At 70.8% G+C, this 13,522-nt stretch carries 15 protein-coding genes; 13 read left to right on the forward strand and 2 right to left on the reverse strand.

What is annotated here, in order from left to right:
- Positions 1-4: 4 nt before the first annotated feature.
- From N8N77_RS00945 to N8N77_RS00960, 4 genes are all read left to right on the forward strand, one after another.
- Positions 5-1,216 (forward strand): sensor histidine kinase, encoded by a 1,212-nt coding sequence (locus N8N77_RS00945; RefSeq protein ID WP_261163944.1) that lies wholly within the window; start codon positions 5-7, stop codon positions 1,214-1,216.
- The gene (locus N8N77_RS00950) at positions 1,213-1,887 is read left to right on the forward strand and encodes a response regulator transcription factor (protein ID WP_261163946.1); all 675 of its coding nucleotides are present in this window, start codon (positions 1,213-1,215) and stop codon (positions 1,885-1,887) included. Before N8N77_RS00945 ends, N8N77_RS00950 begins: the two co-directional genes overlap by 4 nt.
- 139 nt (positions 1,888-2,026) lie before the next feature.
- On the forward strand, positions 2,027-3,400 hold the full coding sequence (locus N8N77_RS00955; protein WP_261163947.1) for an acyltransferase: 1,374 nt from the start codon (positions 2,027-2,029) through the stop codon (positions 3,398-3,400).
- Positions 3,401-3,451: 51 nt separating this feature from the next.
- The gene (locus N8N77_RS00960) at positions 3,452-4,099 is read left to right on the forward strand and encodes a DedA family protein (RefSeq protein ID WP_261163949.1); all 648 of its coding nucleotides are present in this window, start codon (positions 3,452-3,454) and stop codon (positions 4,097-4,099) included.
- Between the two features lie 9 nt (positions 4,100-4,108).
- On the opposite strand, the gene N8N77_RS00965 is transcribed toward N8N77_RS00960, so the two are convergent.
- Positions 4,109-5,029 (reverse strand): AEC family transporter, encoded by a 921-nt coding sequence (locus N8N77_RS00965; protein ID WP_261163950.1) that lies wholly within the window; start codon positions 5,027-5,029, stop codon positions 4,109-4,111.
- Between the two features lie 107 nt (positions 5,030-5,136).
- On the opposite strand from N8N77_RS00965, the gene N8N77_RS00970 reads away from it, so the two are divergent.
- From N8N77_RS00970 to N8N77_RS00985, 4 genes are read left to right on the forward strand one after another with little or no spacing between them, the layout of a single operon-like run.
- Positions 5,137-5,742, forward strand: coding sequence for a TIGR00730 family Rossman fold protein (locus N8N77_RS00970; protein ID WP_261163951.1), 606 nt, complete (start codon positions 5,137-5,139; stop codon positions 5,740-5,742).
- Between the two features lie 24 nt (positions 5,743-5,766).
- Positions 5,767-6,198, forward strand: coding sequence for a helix-turn-helix transcriptional regulator (locus tag N8N77_RS00975; protein ID WP_261163952.1), 432 nt, complete (start codon positions 5,767-5,769; stop codon positions 6,196-6,198).
- A 10-nt stretch (positions 6,199-6,208) separates the two neighbouring features.
- Entirely contained in the window at positions 6,209-6,619 is a 411-nt protein-coding gene (locus N8N77_RS00980) for a VOC family protein (RefSeq protein WP_261163954.1), read from the forward strand.
- Between the two features lie 21 nt (positions 6,620-6,640).
- Positions 6,641-8,998, forward strand: a complete 2,358-nt coding sequence (locus tag N8N77_RS00985; RefSeq protein WP_261163955.1) for an excinuclease ABC subunit UvrA — start codon at positions 6,641-6,643, stop codon at positions 8,996-8,998.
- 87 nt (positions 8,999-9,085) lie between these two features.
- On the opposite strand, the gene N8N77_RS00990 is transcribed toward N8N77_RS00985, so the two are convergent.
- Positions 9,086-9,598, reverse strand: coding sequence for a MarR family winged helix-turn-helix transcriptional regulator (locus tag N8N77_RS00990; protein WP_261163956.1), 513 nt, complete (start codon positions 9,596-9,598; stop codon positions 9,086-9,088).
- Positions 9,599-9,688: 90 nt separating this feature from the next.
- On the opposite strand from N8N77_RS00990, the gene N8N77_RS00995 reads away from it, so the two are divergent.
- The 5 genes from N8N77_RS00995 (at position 9,689) to N8N77_RS01015 (ending at position 13,431) form a co-directional block, all read left to right on the forward strand.
- Complete coding sequence (locus N8N77_RS00995) at positions 9,689-10,621, forward strand: NADP-dependent oxidoreductase (RefSeq protein WP_261163957.1); 933 nt, start codon at positions 9,689-9,691, stop codon at positions 10,619-10,621.
- A 285-nt stretch (positions 10,622-10,906) separates the two neighbouring features.
- Positions 10,907-11,767: a phosphotransferase gene (locus N8N77_RS01000; protein ID WP_261163958.1), complete on the forward strand. Its 861-nt coding sequence runs from the start codon at positions 10,907-10,909 to the stop codon at positions 11,765-11,767.
- 214 nt (positions 11,768-11,981) lie between these two features.
- Positions 11,982-12,140 carry a hypothetical protein gene (locus N8N77_RS01005; protein WP_261163959.1) on the forward strand — a complete coding sequence of 53 codons (159 nt, stop codon included), beginning with the start codon at positions 11,982-11,984 and terminating at the stop codon, positions 12,138-12,140.
- Positions 12,141-12,229: 89 nt separating this feature from the next.
- A complete protein-coding gene (locus N8N77_RS01010; RefSeq protein WP_261163960.1) occupies positions 12,230-12,724 on the forward strand; it encodes a GNAT family N-acetyltransferase in 495 nt (164 codons plus the stop codon).
- An 83-nt stretch (positions 12,725-12,807) separates the two neighbouring features.
- Complete coding sequence (locus tag N8N77_RS01015; RefSeq protein WP_261163961.1) at positions 12,808-13,431, forward strand: TMEM175 family protein; 624 nt, start codon at positions 12,808-12,810, stop codon at positions 13,429-13,431.
- Positions 13,432-13,522: the final 91 nt, after the last annotated feature.

Below are 13,522 nucleotides of genomic sequence, written 5' to 3' on the forward strand. Positions count from 1 at the left end.
CCGAATGACCTCCCGGCAGTCGTCCGCGCTCCCGCGCGCCGGCGCAGGTGCGGCGCGGGCCGGCGCGACTCCGCGCGCGCGGCTGATCTGGTACGCGTGCGTGGCGGCGGCGGCGGTCGTGATCGTGGTCGTCGCCGCGCCCGTGGAGGCCGTCTTCTACGCCGTGCCCGTGCCGTGGGCGCTGCTGCTCACCGCCGTGCAGGGCGCGGCGCTCGTGGCTGCAGCGAGGTGGTCCGTATGGGCCCTGGCGGCCTTCGCCGCCTCCGGCTTCGCACTGCGGCTGGCACCCGCTCCCGACGCGGCGCCGTGGCCGTGGTCCGTCACGGCGATCATCGGTTTCACGCTGCTCGTCGGCATCGTCGCGACGGTGCACGGGTGGCGCCTCGGGACGGCCGCGTACGTCGTGCCCGCCGTGGCCGTCTCCCTCCCCGCCGTCCTGGACGACGCCCCGCAGACGCTCGCCAGCGCGATCGTGGCGCTTTCGCTGGGAGCGGGTGGCTTGGCGGTCGGCGCGCTCCTGCACGAACGGGTGCGGGTGGCAGGCCAGCTCGCTCGGGAGCGAGAGGTGAGCGCCGCCGAGCACGAGCGCCGGCTCGTCGCCGAGGAGCGCCAGCGCATCGCGCGCGAGTTGCACGATGTCGTGGCCCACGGCCTGTCGCTCATCCAGGTGCAGGCCACCTCGGCGCGTTACCGCCTGCCCGGCCTGCCGCAAGAAGCGGTTTCGGAGTTCGAGGACATTGCGCGGTCCGCGCGCAGCTCGCTGGTAGAGATGCGCCATCTCCTCGGCGCGCTGCGCGGTGAGGACGCCGCTGAACGCGCGCCCCAGCCGTCGATCGAGGACATCCCCGCGCTCATCGGCGAGACCGAGAGGGCGGGGGCCCGGGTGCGGCTGCAGCTGGCGGTGACCGAGGGCGTCTCGCGCCCCACCGGTATCGCGACGTACCGGATCGTGCAGGAGGCCATCAGCAACGCCGTGCGCCACGCACCCGGAGCGGCCATCGACGTGGCCGTCTCCAGCCGTGACGGCGCGGTGCTCATCGAGGTGGCCAACGCTCCGGGCGATGAGACGCCGGCTCGCTCCGGCGAGGGACACGGCCTCGTGGGAATGCGCGAACGCGCGGCCCTGCTCGGCGGCTCGCTGCACGCCGGCCCGACCGCAGCGGGCGGGTTCCGGGTCGCGGCCGCTCTGCCCCTCGCCCCGCAGGAGGCGCCGTGAGCGATCGCATCACCGTGCTCGTCGTCGACGATCAGGCCATGGTGAGGGCGGGGTTCGCCGCCCTCCTCGACGCCCAGGACGGCATCCGCGTCGTCGGACAGGCCGGCGACGGCGTCGAGGCGGAGCGGCTCGCCCGCGAGCTGCGCCCGGACGTCATCCTGATGGACGTGCGCATGCCGCAGCGTGACGGCATCGAGGCGACGAGGCGGATCCTGCGGCCCGAGCGGCCGCTGCCGCATGTGCCCCGGATCCTCATGCTCACCACGTTCGATGTGGACGAGTACGTCCTCGAAGCTCTTCGGGCCGGCGCGAGCGGCTTCCTGCTCAAGGACGCGCTGCCGGATGAGCTCGTGCACGCCGTGCGCGTCGTGGCGGCAGGCGAGGCGCTCCTGGCGCCGACCGTGACGCGCCGCTTCATCGAGCGCTTCGCCGCACAGCCCGCCGAGACCCCCCGCGCCGCGCTGACGCTCAACGGCCTGACGGACCGCGAGCGAGAGGTGCTCGTGCTGATCGGGCAAGGGCTGTCGAACGGCGAGATTGCGGCAGAGCTCTACATCGGCGAGCAGACGGTGAAGACGCACGTGGGCAAGCTGCTGCAGAAGCTGGGGGCGCGCGACCGCGTGCAGCTCGTCATCACCGCCTACGACGCGGGCCTCGTGCAGCCCGGCTGAGGCCCTCACCCCGTGGTGGGGCAGGACGGGCCCTCACCCCGTGGTGGGGCACGACCGGGCGCGGATTCACTCCCCGGAGTGATCCGCTTGCCGGCATCGCACTCCTACGGTCTCCCGGTAACCCACCCGAGGAGGACCGATGACCGCCGTCGCACCCGCGCCGTTGCTCACGCCGCGCGCCACCACACCCGCCGCACCCGCGCGCGATCGCAGCCTGGACCTGCTGCGCGCCGGCTGCACCGTGCTCGTCGTCCTGCTGCACGCCATGATGGTCGGCGTCACGGTGGTCGATGGCGCACCGGTCTTCGCCAATGCGTTGGAGACGGTCTGGTTCGCACCGGTGAGCTGGTTCGTGCAGATGATGCCGCTGTTCTTCCTCGCGGGCGGGGCAACGGGGCTCGGCGCGTGGCGCCGCGCGCGGGCACGGGGCGTGACCGCCGGCACCTTCGCCGCGTCGCGGGTGCAGCGGCTGATCGCGCCGGCGCTCACCGTGATGATGGTGATGGGTGGGGGACTGCTCGCCCTGACGGTCGCCGGCGTACCGGCCGACATCGTCGCCACCGCAGGGTTCCGGATGTCGCAGCCGCTGTGGTTCCTCGGCGTGTTCGTCCTCGTCCAGGCCCTCGTCCCCGCGATGACCGCCCTGCATGAGCGGCGCCCCGTCTGGGGGATCGCGGGGCCCCTCCTCGCGGTGATCGCGATCGACATGGCGCGCCTTGCGACAGGGATCGAGGCGATCGGGTTCCTCGGTCTCGCCGCCGTCTGGCTGCTGGTGCAGCAGCTGGGCTTCCTGCTCGCCGACGGACGGCTCGAGGAGCTGTCGCGCGACGCGCGGCTCGGCATGGCGGCTGCCGCGCTCGGGCTGCTCCTGCTGCTGACGATGGTCGGCCCGTACTCGCCCGACATGTACGTGAACCTGAACCCGCCGACGCTCGCCCTCGTGCTGCTGGGAACCGTGCAGCTGTCGCTGTTCTCCCTCGCGCAGCCGGCCCTGCGGCGCCTCGCGCAGGCGCCCCCGGTGGGCCGTGCCGTGGACGCCATCGGCGAACGCTCCATGACGATCTACCTGTGGCATATGCCGGTCCTGATCGGGCTCGCCGGCCTCGGTGCCGCGCTCAGCCTGCTCGGCGCGCTGCCCCTGCCCGCGCTCGGCTCGCCGGAATGGTGGTCGACGCGCGCGGCGTGGCTCGCGGTCGCGGGCCTGGCCGTGGCCGGCGTCGTGGCGGCGGCCGAGCGCCTGCCGCGTCCCCGCGCGAGCGCACCGGCGGTCGGGCTGCGCGCGGCGGCCGCCGCGGCGCTCGGCGTGGTGTCGATCGCCGTGGTCTTCGTCCTCGGCCTGAGCTGGCCGGTCGCCGTGCTCAGCGCCGGTCTCATGGCGCTGGCGCTGCGGCTCGCCTCGCGGGCGGGGGAGAACCCCCGGCGAGGGTCGGGAGCAGGCCGCATGGCACACGGGCCGCGCCCGGCGCACGCTGGAGTCATCCCCGCGGCGGACGCGGATCCGACCAGGGACTGACGCGGGAGCGCGGTGCCGGTCCGTAGCGTCGAAAGCGACTGAAGGAGTCCCGTGGATCTCATCCTCAACGCCCTGCTCGACACGATCGCCTCACCGTGGATCTTCGTGGTGGCGTTCGCCATGGCGGCGGTCGACGGGTTCTTCCCGCCTATGCCGAGCGAGACGATCGTGGTGGGTGCCGCGGCGGTGGGTGCCGCGACCGGCGCACCGAATCTGCTGCTCCTGGCGCTGTGTGCGGCCCTCGGCGCGTTCGCGGGCGACAACGCGACGTACTGGCTCGGACGCGCCATCGGCACCGAGCGCTTCCGCTGGATGCGCGGTGCCCGGGCGCGCCGCACGGTGGACTGGGCACGCGGTGGGCTGCGGCGGCGAGGTGCCGCGCTGATCCTCGTCGCACGGTACATCCCGGTCGGTCGGGTGGCCGTCAACCTCACGGCGGGCGCAACCAGGTATCCCGTCGCCCGTTTCGTCGGCCTCTCCGCTCTGGCCGCGGCGAGCTGGGCCGGCTACTCGGTCGCGATCGGGGCGCTGTCGGGCCGCTGGTTCGCCGACGACCCGCTGCTGGGCGCACTCATCGGCATCGTGTTCGCCATGCTTCTCGGCATCGTCGTCGACCGGGTTCTGGAGTGGCGGCGCGTGCGACGGGAGCGGCGTGAGACCGTGGGGACCGGCCACGCGCCCGAGCTCGCCCGGCCGTGACGTGTTGCCTCAGCCGAGCAGCAGCACGACGCCGAAGATGACGGGGATGCAGCCGATCGTCGTGAGGAAGACGGTGTCGCGTGCGATCGTCTCGCCCACCTCGTAGCGCTGCGCGTAGTTGAAGACGTTCTGCGCGCTGGGGAGGGCGGCCATGAGCACGACCGCGAACAGATCGTGACCGTCCATCCCGAACCCGAAACGGGCGATCACCCAGGCCACCGCGGGCATGGCGAGCAGCTTGAGAGCCGTCGCGACGATGACGTCGGCACGCGTGCCGCGCGTGGTGAGCACGCGGCTGCCGTGCAACGACATCCCGAATCCGATCAGCAGCACGGGGATCCCGGCGTCCGCGATCAGCCGCGCCGGATCCATCACGGCGGGCGGCAGCTCCACGCCGGTGAACGCGACGATCGTGCCGAGGAGGGAGCCGAGGATCATGGGGTTCCGGGCGGTCCTGCGCAGCACGAGCCGGATCTCCGCCGCGCCCGACGAGATCGCGTCGAGGATCGTCAGCACCACGGGAGTGAACAGCAGCAGCTGGATGAGGATGATCGGCGCCGAGAACGCCCCGCTGCCGAGCAGGTAGGTCGCGATCGGCAGTCCGATGTTGTTGCCGTTGACGTAGCCGGCCCCGAGCGATCCGATGACGGTCGCGCCGAGGGATCGGCGCAGGATGAACCGCGCGACGAGCGCGTAGACGAGGAACATCGACAGCGCCGCGAGGAGCGACACGGGCAACAGCGAGGAGAAGAGCACCGTGACGTCGGCGTCGGCGAGAACCACGAACAGCAGGAACGGGCTGAGGACGAAGAACGTCAGACGGCTCAACACGTATCGGCCCTGCGCGCCGAGGATCCCGGTGCGGCCGACGATGTATCCGATGACGATCGCCAGCCCGACGACGGCGTAACCCGTGAGCACCGCGGTCATGCTGCTGCCGGCATACTTTCACCCGTTCGCGTGCTCACCCGCTCCACGATACGCCGCCCCTTCCGATCCTCCCGCCTCCGGGCCCGCCGAGAACGTAGGCTGGGCGGGTGCCCCACACTCTCGAGCGCATCACCGTCTTCACCGGATCTTCGCCCGGTAGGGGAGAGGCCTACCTCACGGCAGCGCGCGCGGTGGGCACGCGGATCGCGCAGCGCGGGTACGGCCTGGTCTACGGGGGCGGCAACGTCGGGCTCATGGGTGCGGTGGCGTCCGCCGCACGCGATGCGGGCGGCGAGGTGATCGGCGTCATGCCGCAGGCGCTGCTGAACAAGGAGCTGGCGCACCGCGATCTCAGCGCGTTCGAGGTCGTCCCCGACATGCACGCGCGCAAGATGCGGATGGCCGATCTCGCGGACGGATTCGTGGCGCTGCCCGGCGGGATCGGCACGCTCGAGGAGTTCTTCGAGGCATGGACGTGGCTCCAGCTCGGCATCCATGCCAAGCCGATCGCGCTGTACGACGTCGACGGGTTCTGGGATCCCGCCCTCGCGCTGGTGGACCGTCTCGTGGACGAGGGGTTCGTGGCGCACGGGCTGCGCGATCACCTGATCGTCGCGACCGATCCCGACGAGCTACTCGACCGCTTCCTGCAGTGGACGCCACCACCGCCGAAGTGGCCGGAGACGACGAGCCCGACGGCCGCGCTGCGCTGATCGGTGACCGCTTTCCGTACCCGCATGCCCGCCCGCCCGGACTGTTCCGACCTCGTGCTGCTGCGGCGCGTGCGCGACCGCATCGACCGCGAGTACGCCAGCCCGCTCGACGTCGAGGCGCTCGCCCGCGGGGTGCACCTCTCGGCCGGCCATCTGAGCAGGCGCTTCCGCGAGGAGTACGGCGAGTCGCCGTACAGCTATGTGATGACCAGGCGCGTGGAGCGCGCGATGGCCCTGTTGCGGCAGACGGAGCTGAGCGTGACCGAGGTCTGCCTGGCCGTGGGCGCTCAGTCGCTCGGCACGTTCAGCACGCGCTTCAAGGAGCTCGTGGGCATGTCGCCGTCGGAGTATCGCCGCAGCTCCTTCGGAGCGCTCGACGCCGTCCCTCCGTGCATGGTGCGGCGCTTCACGCGACCGATCAGGAATCGAGAAGCGCCGGGGGGCGACGCGCAATAGCGTTGCCCGTATGAACCTGACCATCCATCAGACGATGCTTCCGCACACCGGTCACGAGGACGCGATCGCGTTCTACCGCGACAGCCTGGGCTTCGAGGTCCGCGGCGACGTCGGGTACAACGGCATGCACTGGATCACGGTCGGTCCCGCTGGGCAGCCGGACGTCTCGATCGTGCTCTACCCCCTGGGCGCCGACCCCGGCGTCACGGAGGAGGAGGAGCGCGTCATCGAGGCGATGATGGCCAAGGGCACCTACGCCAGCCTGAATCTCGCCTCGACCGACCTGGGTGCCGTGTTCGAGCGGCTTGCACAGACCGGCGCCGAGATCGTGCAGGAGCCCACCGACCAGCCGTACGGGATCCGGGACGGCGCGGTCCGCGATCCGGCCGGCAACCTGCTGCGCATCCAGCAGGTGTCGTAGGCCTTCGCTACGGTTGCGTCCATGACGGTCCATCCCGCCGATTCCCACGACCTCATTCGGGTTCGCGGCGCACGTGAGAACAACCTCAAGGGCGTCGATCTCGATCTGCCCAAGCGTCGCCTCACCGTCTTCACGGGAGTGTCGGGATCCGGAAAGAGCTCGATCGCGTTCGAGACGATCGCCGCGGAGTCTCAGCGGATGATCAACGAGACCTACAGCGCCTTCGTGCAGGGGTTCATGCCGCAGCTGGCCCGGCCCGATGTCGACTCGCTCGATGGACTCACGACGGCGATCGTCGTCGACCAGGAGCGGCTGGGTGCGAACATCCGATCCACCGTGGGCACGGCCAGCGACGCGAACGCGATGCTGCGCGTGCTCTTCAGCCGGCTGGGCGATCCGCAGATCGGCCCGCCGAACGCGTATTCCTTCAACACGCCGTCCGTGAAGGCGTCGGGTGCCATCGTCGTCGAGCGCACCGGCGGCGCCAAGCGCGAACGTGCGGATTTCACCATGCTCGGCGGCATGTGCCCCGGTTGCGAGGGCACGGGGCGCGTGTCCGACCTGGACGTCTCCCAGATCTACGATCCGTCCCTGTCCCTGGACGACGGCGCGATCCTCGTGCCCGGTTACAAGCCGGGTGGCTGGATGGTGCGCCAGTACAGCGAGTCCGGGTTCTTCCCCGCCGACCGGCCCGTGGGGGAGTTCACCCCGGAGCAGCTGCACGACTTCCTGCATCGCGAGGAGACGAAGGTCAAGCTCAGCGGTATCAACATCACCTACCTCGGGCTCGTGCCGCGCATCCGCCAGTCGATGCTGTCGAAGGATCGCGAGGCCATGCAGCCGCACGTGCGCGCCTGGGTCGACCAGGCGGTGACGTTCGGTCCCTGTCCCGAGTGCGAGGGGACGCGCCTGGCAGCACCGGCGCGCTCGTCGAAGATCGCGGGGGTGTCGATCGCGGAGGCGTGCGCGATGCAGGTCTCCGATCTGCTGGCCTGGGTTCGCGGTCTCGAGGAGCCGGGCGCGGCCCCGCTGCTGACGGCCCTCGGCGACCTGCTGGCATCCTTCGTGAACATCGGGCTCGGCTACCTCTCGCTCGATCGCGCGTCGGGCACGCTGAGCGGGGGCGAGGCGCAGCGGCTCAAGATGATCAAGCACCTCGGGTCGCCGCTCACCGACGTCACCTACGTCTTCGACGAGCCGACCGCGGGACTGCACCCGCACGACATCCAGCGGATGAACGAGCTGCTGTTGCAGCTGCGGGACAAGGGCAACACCGTACTCGTCGTCGAGCACAAGCCCGAGACGATCGCGATCGCCGACCACGTCGTCGATGTGGGGCCGGGCGCCGGCACAGCGGGCGGCGAGATCTGCTTCACCGGCACCGTGGAGGGTCTGCGCGCGAGCGGAACGGTCACCGGCCGGCACCTCGATGATCGCGCCCGGGTGAAGGAGTCTGTGCGCACGCCGACGGGGGCCATCGAGATCCGCGGTGCCACGGCCAACAACCTCCGAAACGTCGACGTCGACGTGCCGACGGGCGTGCTCGTGGCGCTCACGGGCGTGGCGGGCAGTGGCAAGAGTTCGCTCGTGAACGAGCAGTTGGCCGGCCGCGAGGGCGTCGTCTTCGTCGATCAAAGCGCCATCAAGGGCTCCAGCCGCAGCAACCCGGCCACGTACACGGGCCTGCTCGAGCCGATCCGAAAGGCGTTCGCGAAGACAAACGGCGTGAAGCCGGCGCTGTTCAGCTCCAACAGCGATGGCGCGTGCCCCACGTGCAAGGGCAACGGGGCCATCACCACGGAGTTCGGCTTCATGCAGGGGGTCACCACGCCGTGTGAGGACTGCGGCGGACGCCGCTTCATGGCGTCGGTGCTCGAGTACACGCTCGGCGGCAAGAACATCGCCGACGTCCTGGACCTGCCCATCGAGGAGGCGCTGGCGTTCTTCTCCGCAGGCGACGCCCGGATCCCTGCCGCGGCGAAGATCCTGCAGCGCTTGAGCGATGTGGGGCTCGGTTACGTCAGCCTCGGCCAGTCGCTCTCGACCCTGTCGGGAGGGGAGCGACAGCGCCTGAAGCTCGCGGTGCAGATGGGGGAGGGCGCGGAGGTCTACGTGCTCGACGAACCGACGACGGGCCTGCATCTGGCCGACGTGTCGAAGATGCTCGACATGCTGGATCGGCTCGTCGACGCGGGCACGTCCGTCATCGTGATCGAGCACCATCAGGCCGTGATGGCGCACGCGGACTGGATCATCGACATGGGGCCCGGGGCCGGGCACGACGGCGGCCGAGTGGTCTTCGAGGGCACGCCGGCCCAGCTCGTCGCCGATCGCTCCACGCTGACGGGCCGGCACCTGGCCGACTACGTCGGCGCCTGACCCCTCGCGCGCGCGGCCTCACGGTGGCGACGGCGCGGGCGGGTCGGCGTCGCGCCCGCACGGCTCCGGGCGCGAACGCGTCTCGGCTCAGGCGGGGCCGGCGTTCCGTCGGCGAGACCGCGCCGAGCGCGGGGGAATGGAGCGCATCCGCTCGCGCGCCTTGGTGAGGACGCGAGAAAGCGAGTCGATGTCCTCGTCGTCGAGCGCGTCGAAGAGCAGTTCGCGCAGCACAGCGACGTGCCCGGGGAAGACGGCAGCGAGCACGCCCCTGCCCGCCTCGGTCAGCGTCACGGTGACCCCTCGCTCGTCCTCCGCGGCCGTCGTGCGGGTCACGTATCCGGCGCGTTCCAGCAGCGAGACCTGATAGGTCAGTCCGCTCCGGCTGTACACGACCCCGTCGGCGAGCCCCGTCATCCGCCGGCTGCCGCCCGGCGCATCGCCCAGCGTGGCGAGCAGCTGGAACTGCACATAGCTCAGGTCTCCCGCGTCCCGCAGCTGCTGCTCCACCGCGTGCCGCACCAGGCTGCTCACCTCGATGAGCGCAAAGTAGGCCCCCAGCTCCGCGGGGCTGAGCCCCGCCGGTCCCGCGTTCTCCGTCATTCCCCCAGGATAGCAGTTGCTTCAAGTTCGAAGCAGTGCTAGCGTCGCCCACATCGCTTCGAATTCGAAGCACCGACGAGAGGAACGATCATGAAGGCAGTGCGTTTTCACGAGGTGGGCGGACCCGAGGTTCTCCGGTACGAGGAGGCCGACCAGCCGACACCGGCGGCGGGGGAGGTGCGGCTCCGCGTCGCAGCCTCCGCCTTCAACGCGGCAGACAACGGCATGCGCGCCGGGTTCCTGCCCATTCCGATCCGGTTGCCACACGTGCCCGGGTACGACGTCGCGGGCACGGTGGACGCCGTCGGGGAGGGCGTGGACGGGCTGGCTGTCGGCGACGAGGTCATCGGCTTCCTGCCGATGGAGCGCGGCGGGGGAGCGGCGGAGTATGTCGTCGCCCCGGCGGAGGCGCTGGTGCCAGCACCGACGAGCATCCCGCTCGCGGATGGCGCCGCGTTGCCCTCGGTCGCATTGACGGCGTGGCAGTCGCTCTTCGACGAGGGGCGGCTCGAGGCGGGGCAGCGCGTGCTGATCGTCGGCGCCGGCGGCGTGGTCGGAAAGTACGCCATCCGGCTCGCCAAGCGCGCCGGTGTGCACGTGATCGCCACGGCGAGCCCGCGGAGCATCGATGCGGTTCGTGCCGCCGGCGCGGACGAGGTGATCGATCACACGGTGACCGACCTGCTCGACGCCGTTGCGGCGCCGGTCGACGTGCTGCTGAACCTCGCGCCCATCGAGCCCGACCAGTTCGCGGCCTACGTCGCCACCGTCAGGGACGGCGGCGCGGTCGTCAGCACGACGGCGTTCATGGCGACACCGAGTGACGACACGCGTGACGTCCGCGCGGCGACCGTCTTCGTTCGCCCGAACCGCGAGCGACTCCAGCAGCTCGTGGCTCTCGTCGACGACGGCGAGATCACCGTGGAGGTCACGCGACGGATCCCGCTCACGGAACTGCCGGCGCTGCACGCGGAAGCTGCCGCCGGACGGATTCCCGGCAAGGTCGTCGTGCTCGCCGCCTGAGGCGCTCGTTCACGTCATGACGAGGAACGTCGCTCCCGTAATGGGCGCCGAACCTCGCTCCCGACGCCCCGCGACGGCCCACCGGAGGAATACCGGTGGGCCGTCGGCGTGCGCCGGGAGCCTCCACTTCCCGCTGACGGGTTCTAGCCGATAATGCACATTATGTCAGCACGAAGACGCGATACCCGTTTGCGAAGGCTGCACCCGCCTCCCCCGGGATAAGGTTTCGGGCAATGGAGAGAAGGGCTCGCGGTGCATGAGGGTCAATTGCGACTCGATCCCGAGGTGGCAGCTCAGCTGGTGTGGGATCAGTTCAACGCGGACGTGGGCGAAGTTCGACCGCTCCCGACTGCTGCCACGACCAGCTATGTGTTCCGTGTCGGTGCCGGCCTCCTCGCCCGCTTTCCCATGCACAGCGGCGACGCCGCTGCCTACCGCCGGGAGCTTGCTCTGGAGGGCGCGGCGATGCGTGAGTTTGCGGAGGGAAGCTCCTTCCCGGCGCCGCGGATGCTCTTCATCGGGCGCCCGACGGACGCATATCCGATGCCCTGGTCCGTCCAGACGTGGATTCCCGGCGAGGTCGTGACACCTGACTCAGCGGCATCCTCGTCGCTGATCGCACGCGATCTGGCGGTCCTCGTCGGCGAGCTGAGGAGTGTGAGTGTTCGAGGCCGGTCGTTCGCCGGCACAGGACGCGGAGGGGAACTTCGGCGTCACGACGCGTGGGTCGCCCACTGTCTCGTGCAGAGCGATTCGCTCCTCCCGACCGAACGACTTCGTGATCTATGGGAGAGGTTGCGTGCGACGCCGCGGGCCGAGCCAGACGTAATGTCGCACAAGGATCTCATCCCCTTCAATCTCCTCGCCGGTGACGGGCTGAGAGGCGTTTTGGACACCGGCGGCTTCGGACCCGCCGACCCCGCTCTGGATCTTGTTGTCGGTTGGCACGTGCTCGATGCCGAACGTCGCGACGAGTTCCGCGAGAGGGTCGGCCCGAGCGAGACCGAGTGGCAACGAAGCATCGCCTGGGCGCTGCAGCAGGCGCTCGGCCTCGTCTGGTACTACGCCACGACCAACCCAGCGATGAGCGCACTCGGCCGCAGCACTATCGAGCGCATCCTGGCCGCGGAGGAGACCGGCGCATAGGACGCAACACTCGGGGCGTGCTGCGCTGAAAACCCCGACCCTCCGCAGCCCGTGCGGTGTCAGTTGCCCTCGTGCGCGAAGTCACAGCCCGCCCCGTCGGGACCGACCTGCCCGCACCCGAGGCGCCGCACACGGAGTTCGCGGTCCGCGTGGGGTCCCCTGCGCCTACGCGCTCGGCGCGCCGGGTTACGCGGTCGCCTCGTTCGGAGCAGGCATGGCGCTGGCCGACACCTACGGCATCTCCGGCGCCGATCGTGCGCCGTGGTCGACGATCCTCTACGCCGTCAGCGCGGCGGCCCTCGTCTGCGCCCTGGCTCTCGCCGGCGTCACGGCGACGCGCAACCGTCGGCGACCAACATTCGGGCGCTCCTGATGGGGCGAGAGCGCGGCACCCCTCCCCCGCGATCGCGAGTGCGGTCGGGCGCGACCGCCCGCGCCGCGGGATCCTGGCAGGATGAGCGCATGGCGTTCACGATTCGGCAGCCCGTGTCGAGCGACGCCAGCGCCATCGCGCGGCTGCACGTGGCCGCGTGGCGCGAGACGTATGCCCCTCTCCTTCCCGACGGCTACTTCTCGGACGAGTACGTCGCCGCTCGCCTCCGCCTGTGGAACCGGGTTTTGGCGGACGACCGCGCGGACTTCACGCTGCGCATCACGGAGGCCGCGGGCGCGCTCGTCGGCTTCGCCTGGGCGGGAGCCGCGACTCCCTTCGCCGACGCGCCGCCCCCGCGCGAGCGAGAGCTCTACGCGCTCTACGTATCGGCCGCGCATCACGGCTCCGGTGCCGGGCAAGCTCTGCTCGATGCGGCGCTCGGCACGCAGCCGGCGACGCTCTGGGTCGCGACGGAGAACCCTCGAGCGATCGCCTTCTACGTGCGCAACGGGTTCCACTTCGACGGCGTCGAGCAGCGCGACCCGAGTGCGCCCGCGATCACCGCCGCGCGCATGATCCGCTGACGCGCGGCACCGCGCCCGGGCGCGTTCCCGCGATGATGTTTCCCCGCGCCCTAGACGACAGCGCGGGCGATACCATCGCGCTCATGATCAGGCAGCGACGGCACCCCGCTGCGACGCAGGCCACGCGGCGCGTCGAGGCGTTCACGGACGGCGTGTTCGCGATCGCGGCCACCCTTCTGGTGCTCGACCTCACCACGCACTCTCTGGGACGGGTCGACTCCGACGCCCGGATGTGGGTGGCGCTCGGCGCCATGACCGAGCTGTTCGGCACGTTCGTGCTCAGCTTCGTGCTGCTGTGTCTGCTGTGGATGGTGCACGTGCAGCAGTTCGAGCGCATCGCCCGCGTTGACGCGGTCATGGTCTGGCTCAACAGCGTCCGACTGCTCTTCATCGTGCTCGTCCCCTTCGCGACCGGGCTCACGACGGAGTACTCGGAGTACCTCGCCGGCAGGCTGGCGATGCCGACGGTGTTCTTCCTCGCGATCCTCTGCAGCTGGCTGCAGTGGCGGTGGGCGATGCGCCGACGCGACGTGATGCTGCCCGAGCTCACCGCCGCCGGCGCCACGGCCTCCGGGCGCGGGGCGCTCAGCGCCCTGCTCATCGCGGCCGCCGTGGTGCTGCTGTCGCCGGCGGTGGGATCCATCGCCTTCGCGCTCTTCTTCCTCGACACACCCCTGACGCGGCTGCTCGCGGCAAAGCGCGCCTAAGCGACGGGAAGCGGCCATCGCGCCCTCTCCCGACCTTGCTCCGATTTGTACCGGCACATCGACACAACTTGTGCTAGACATGCAGAACAAG

The sequence above is a fragment of the Microbacterium sp. Marseille-Q6965 genome, assembly GCF_946151065.1.
GTDB lineage: Bacteria > Actinomycetota > Actinomycetes > Actinomycetales > Microbacteriaceae > Microbacterium.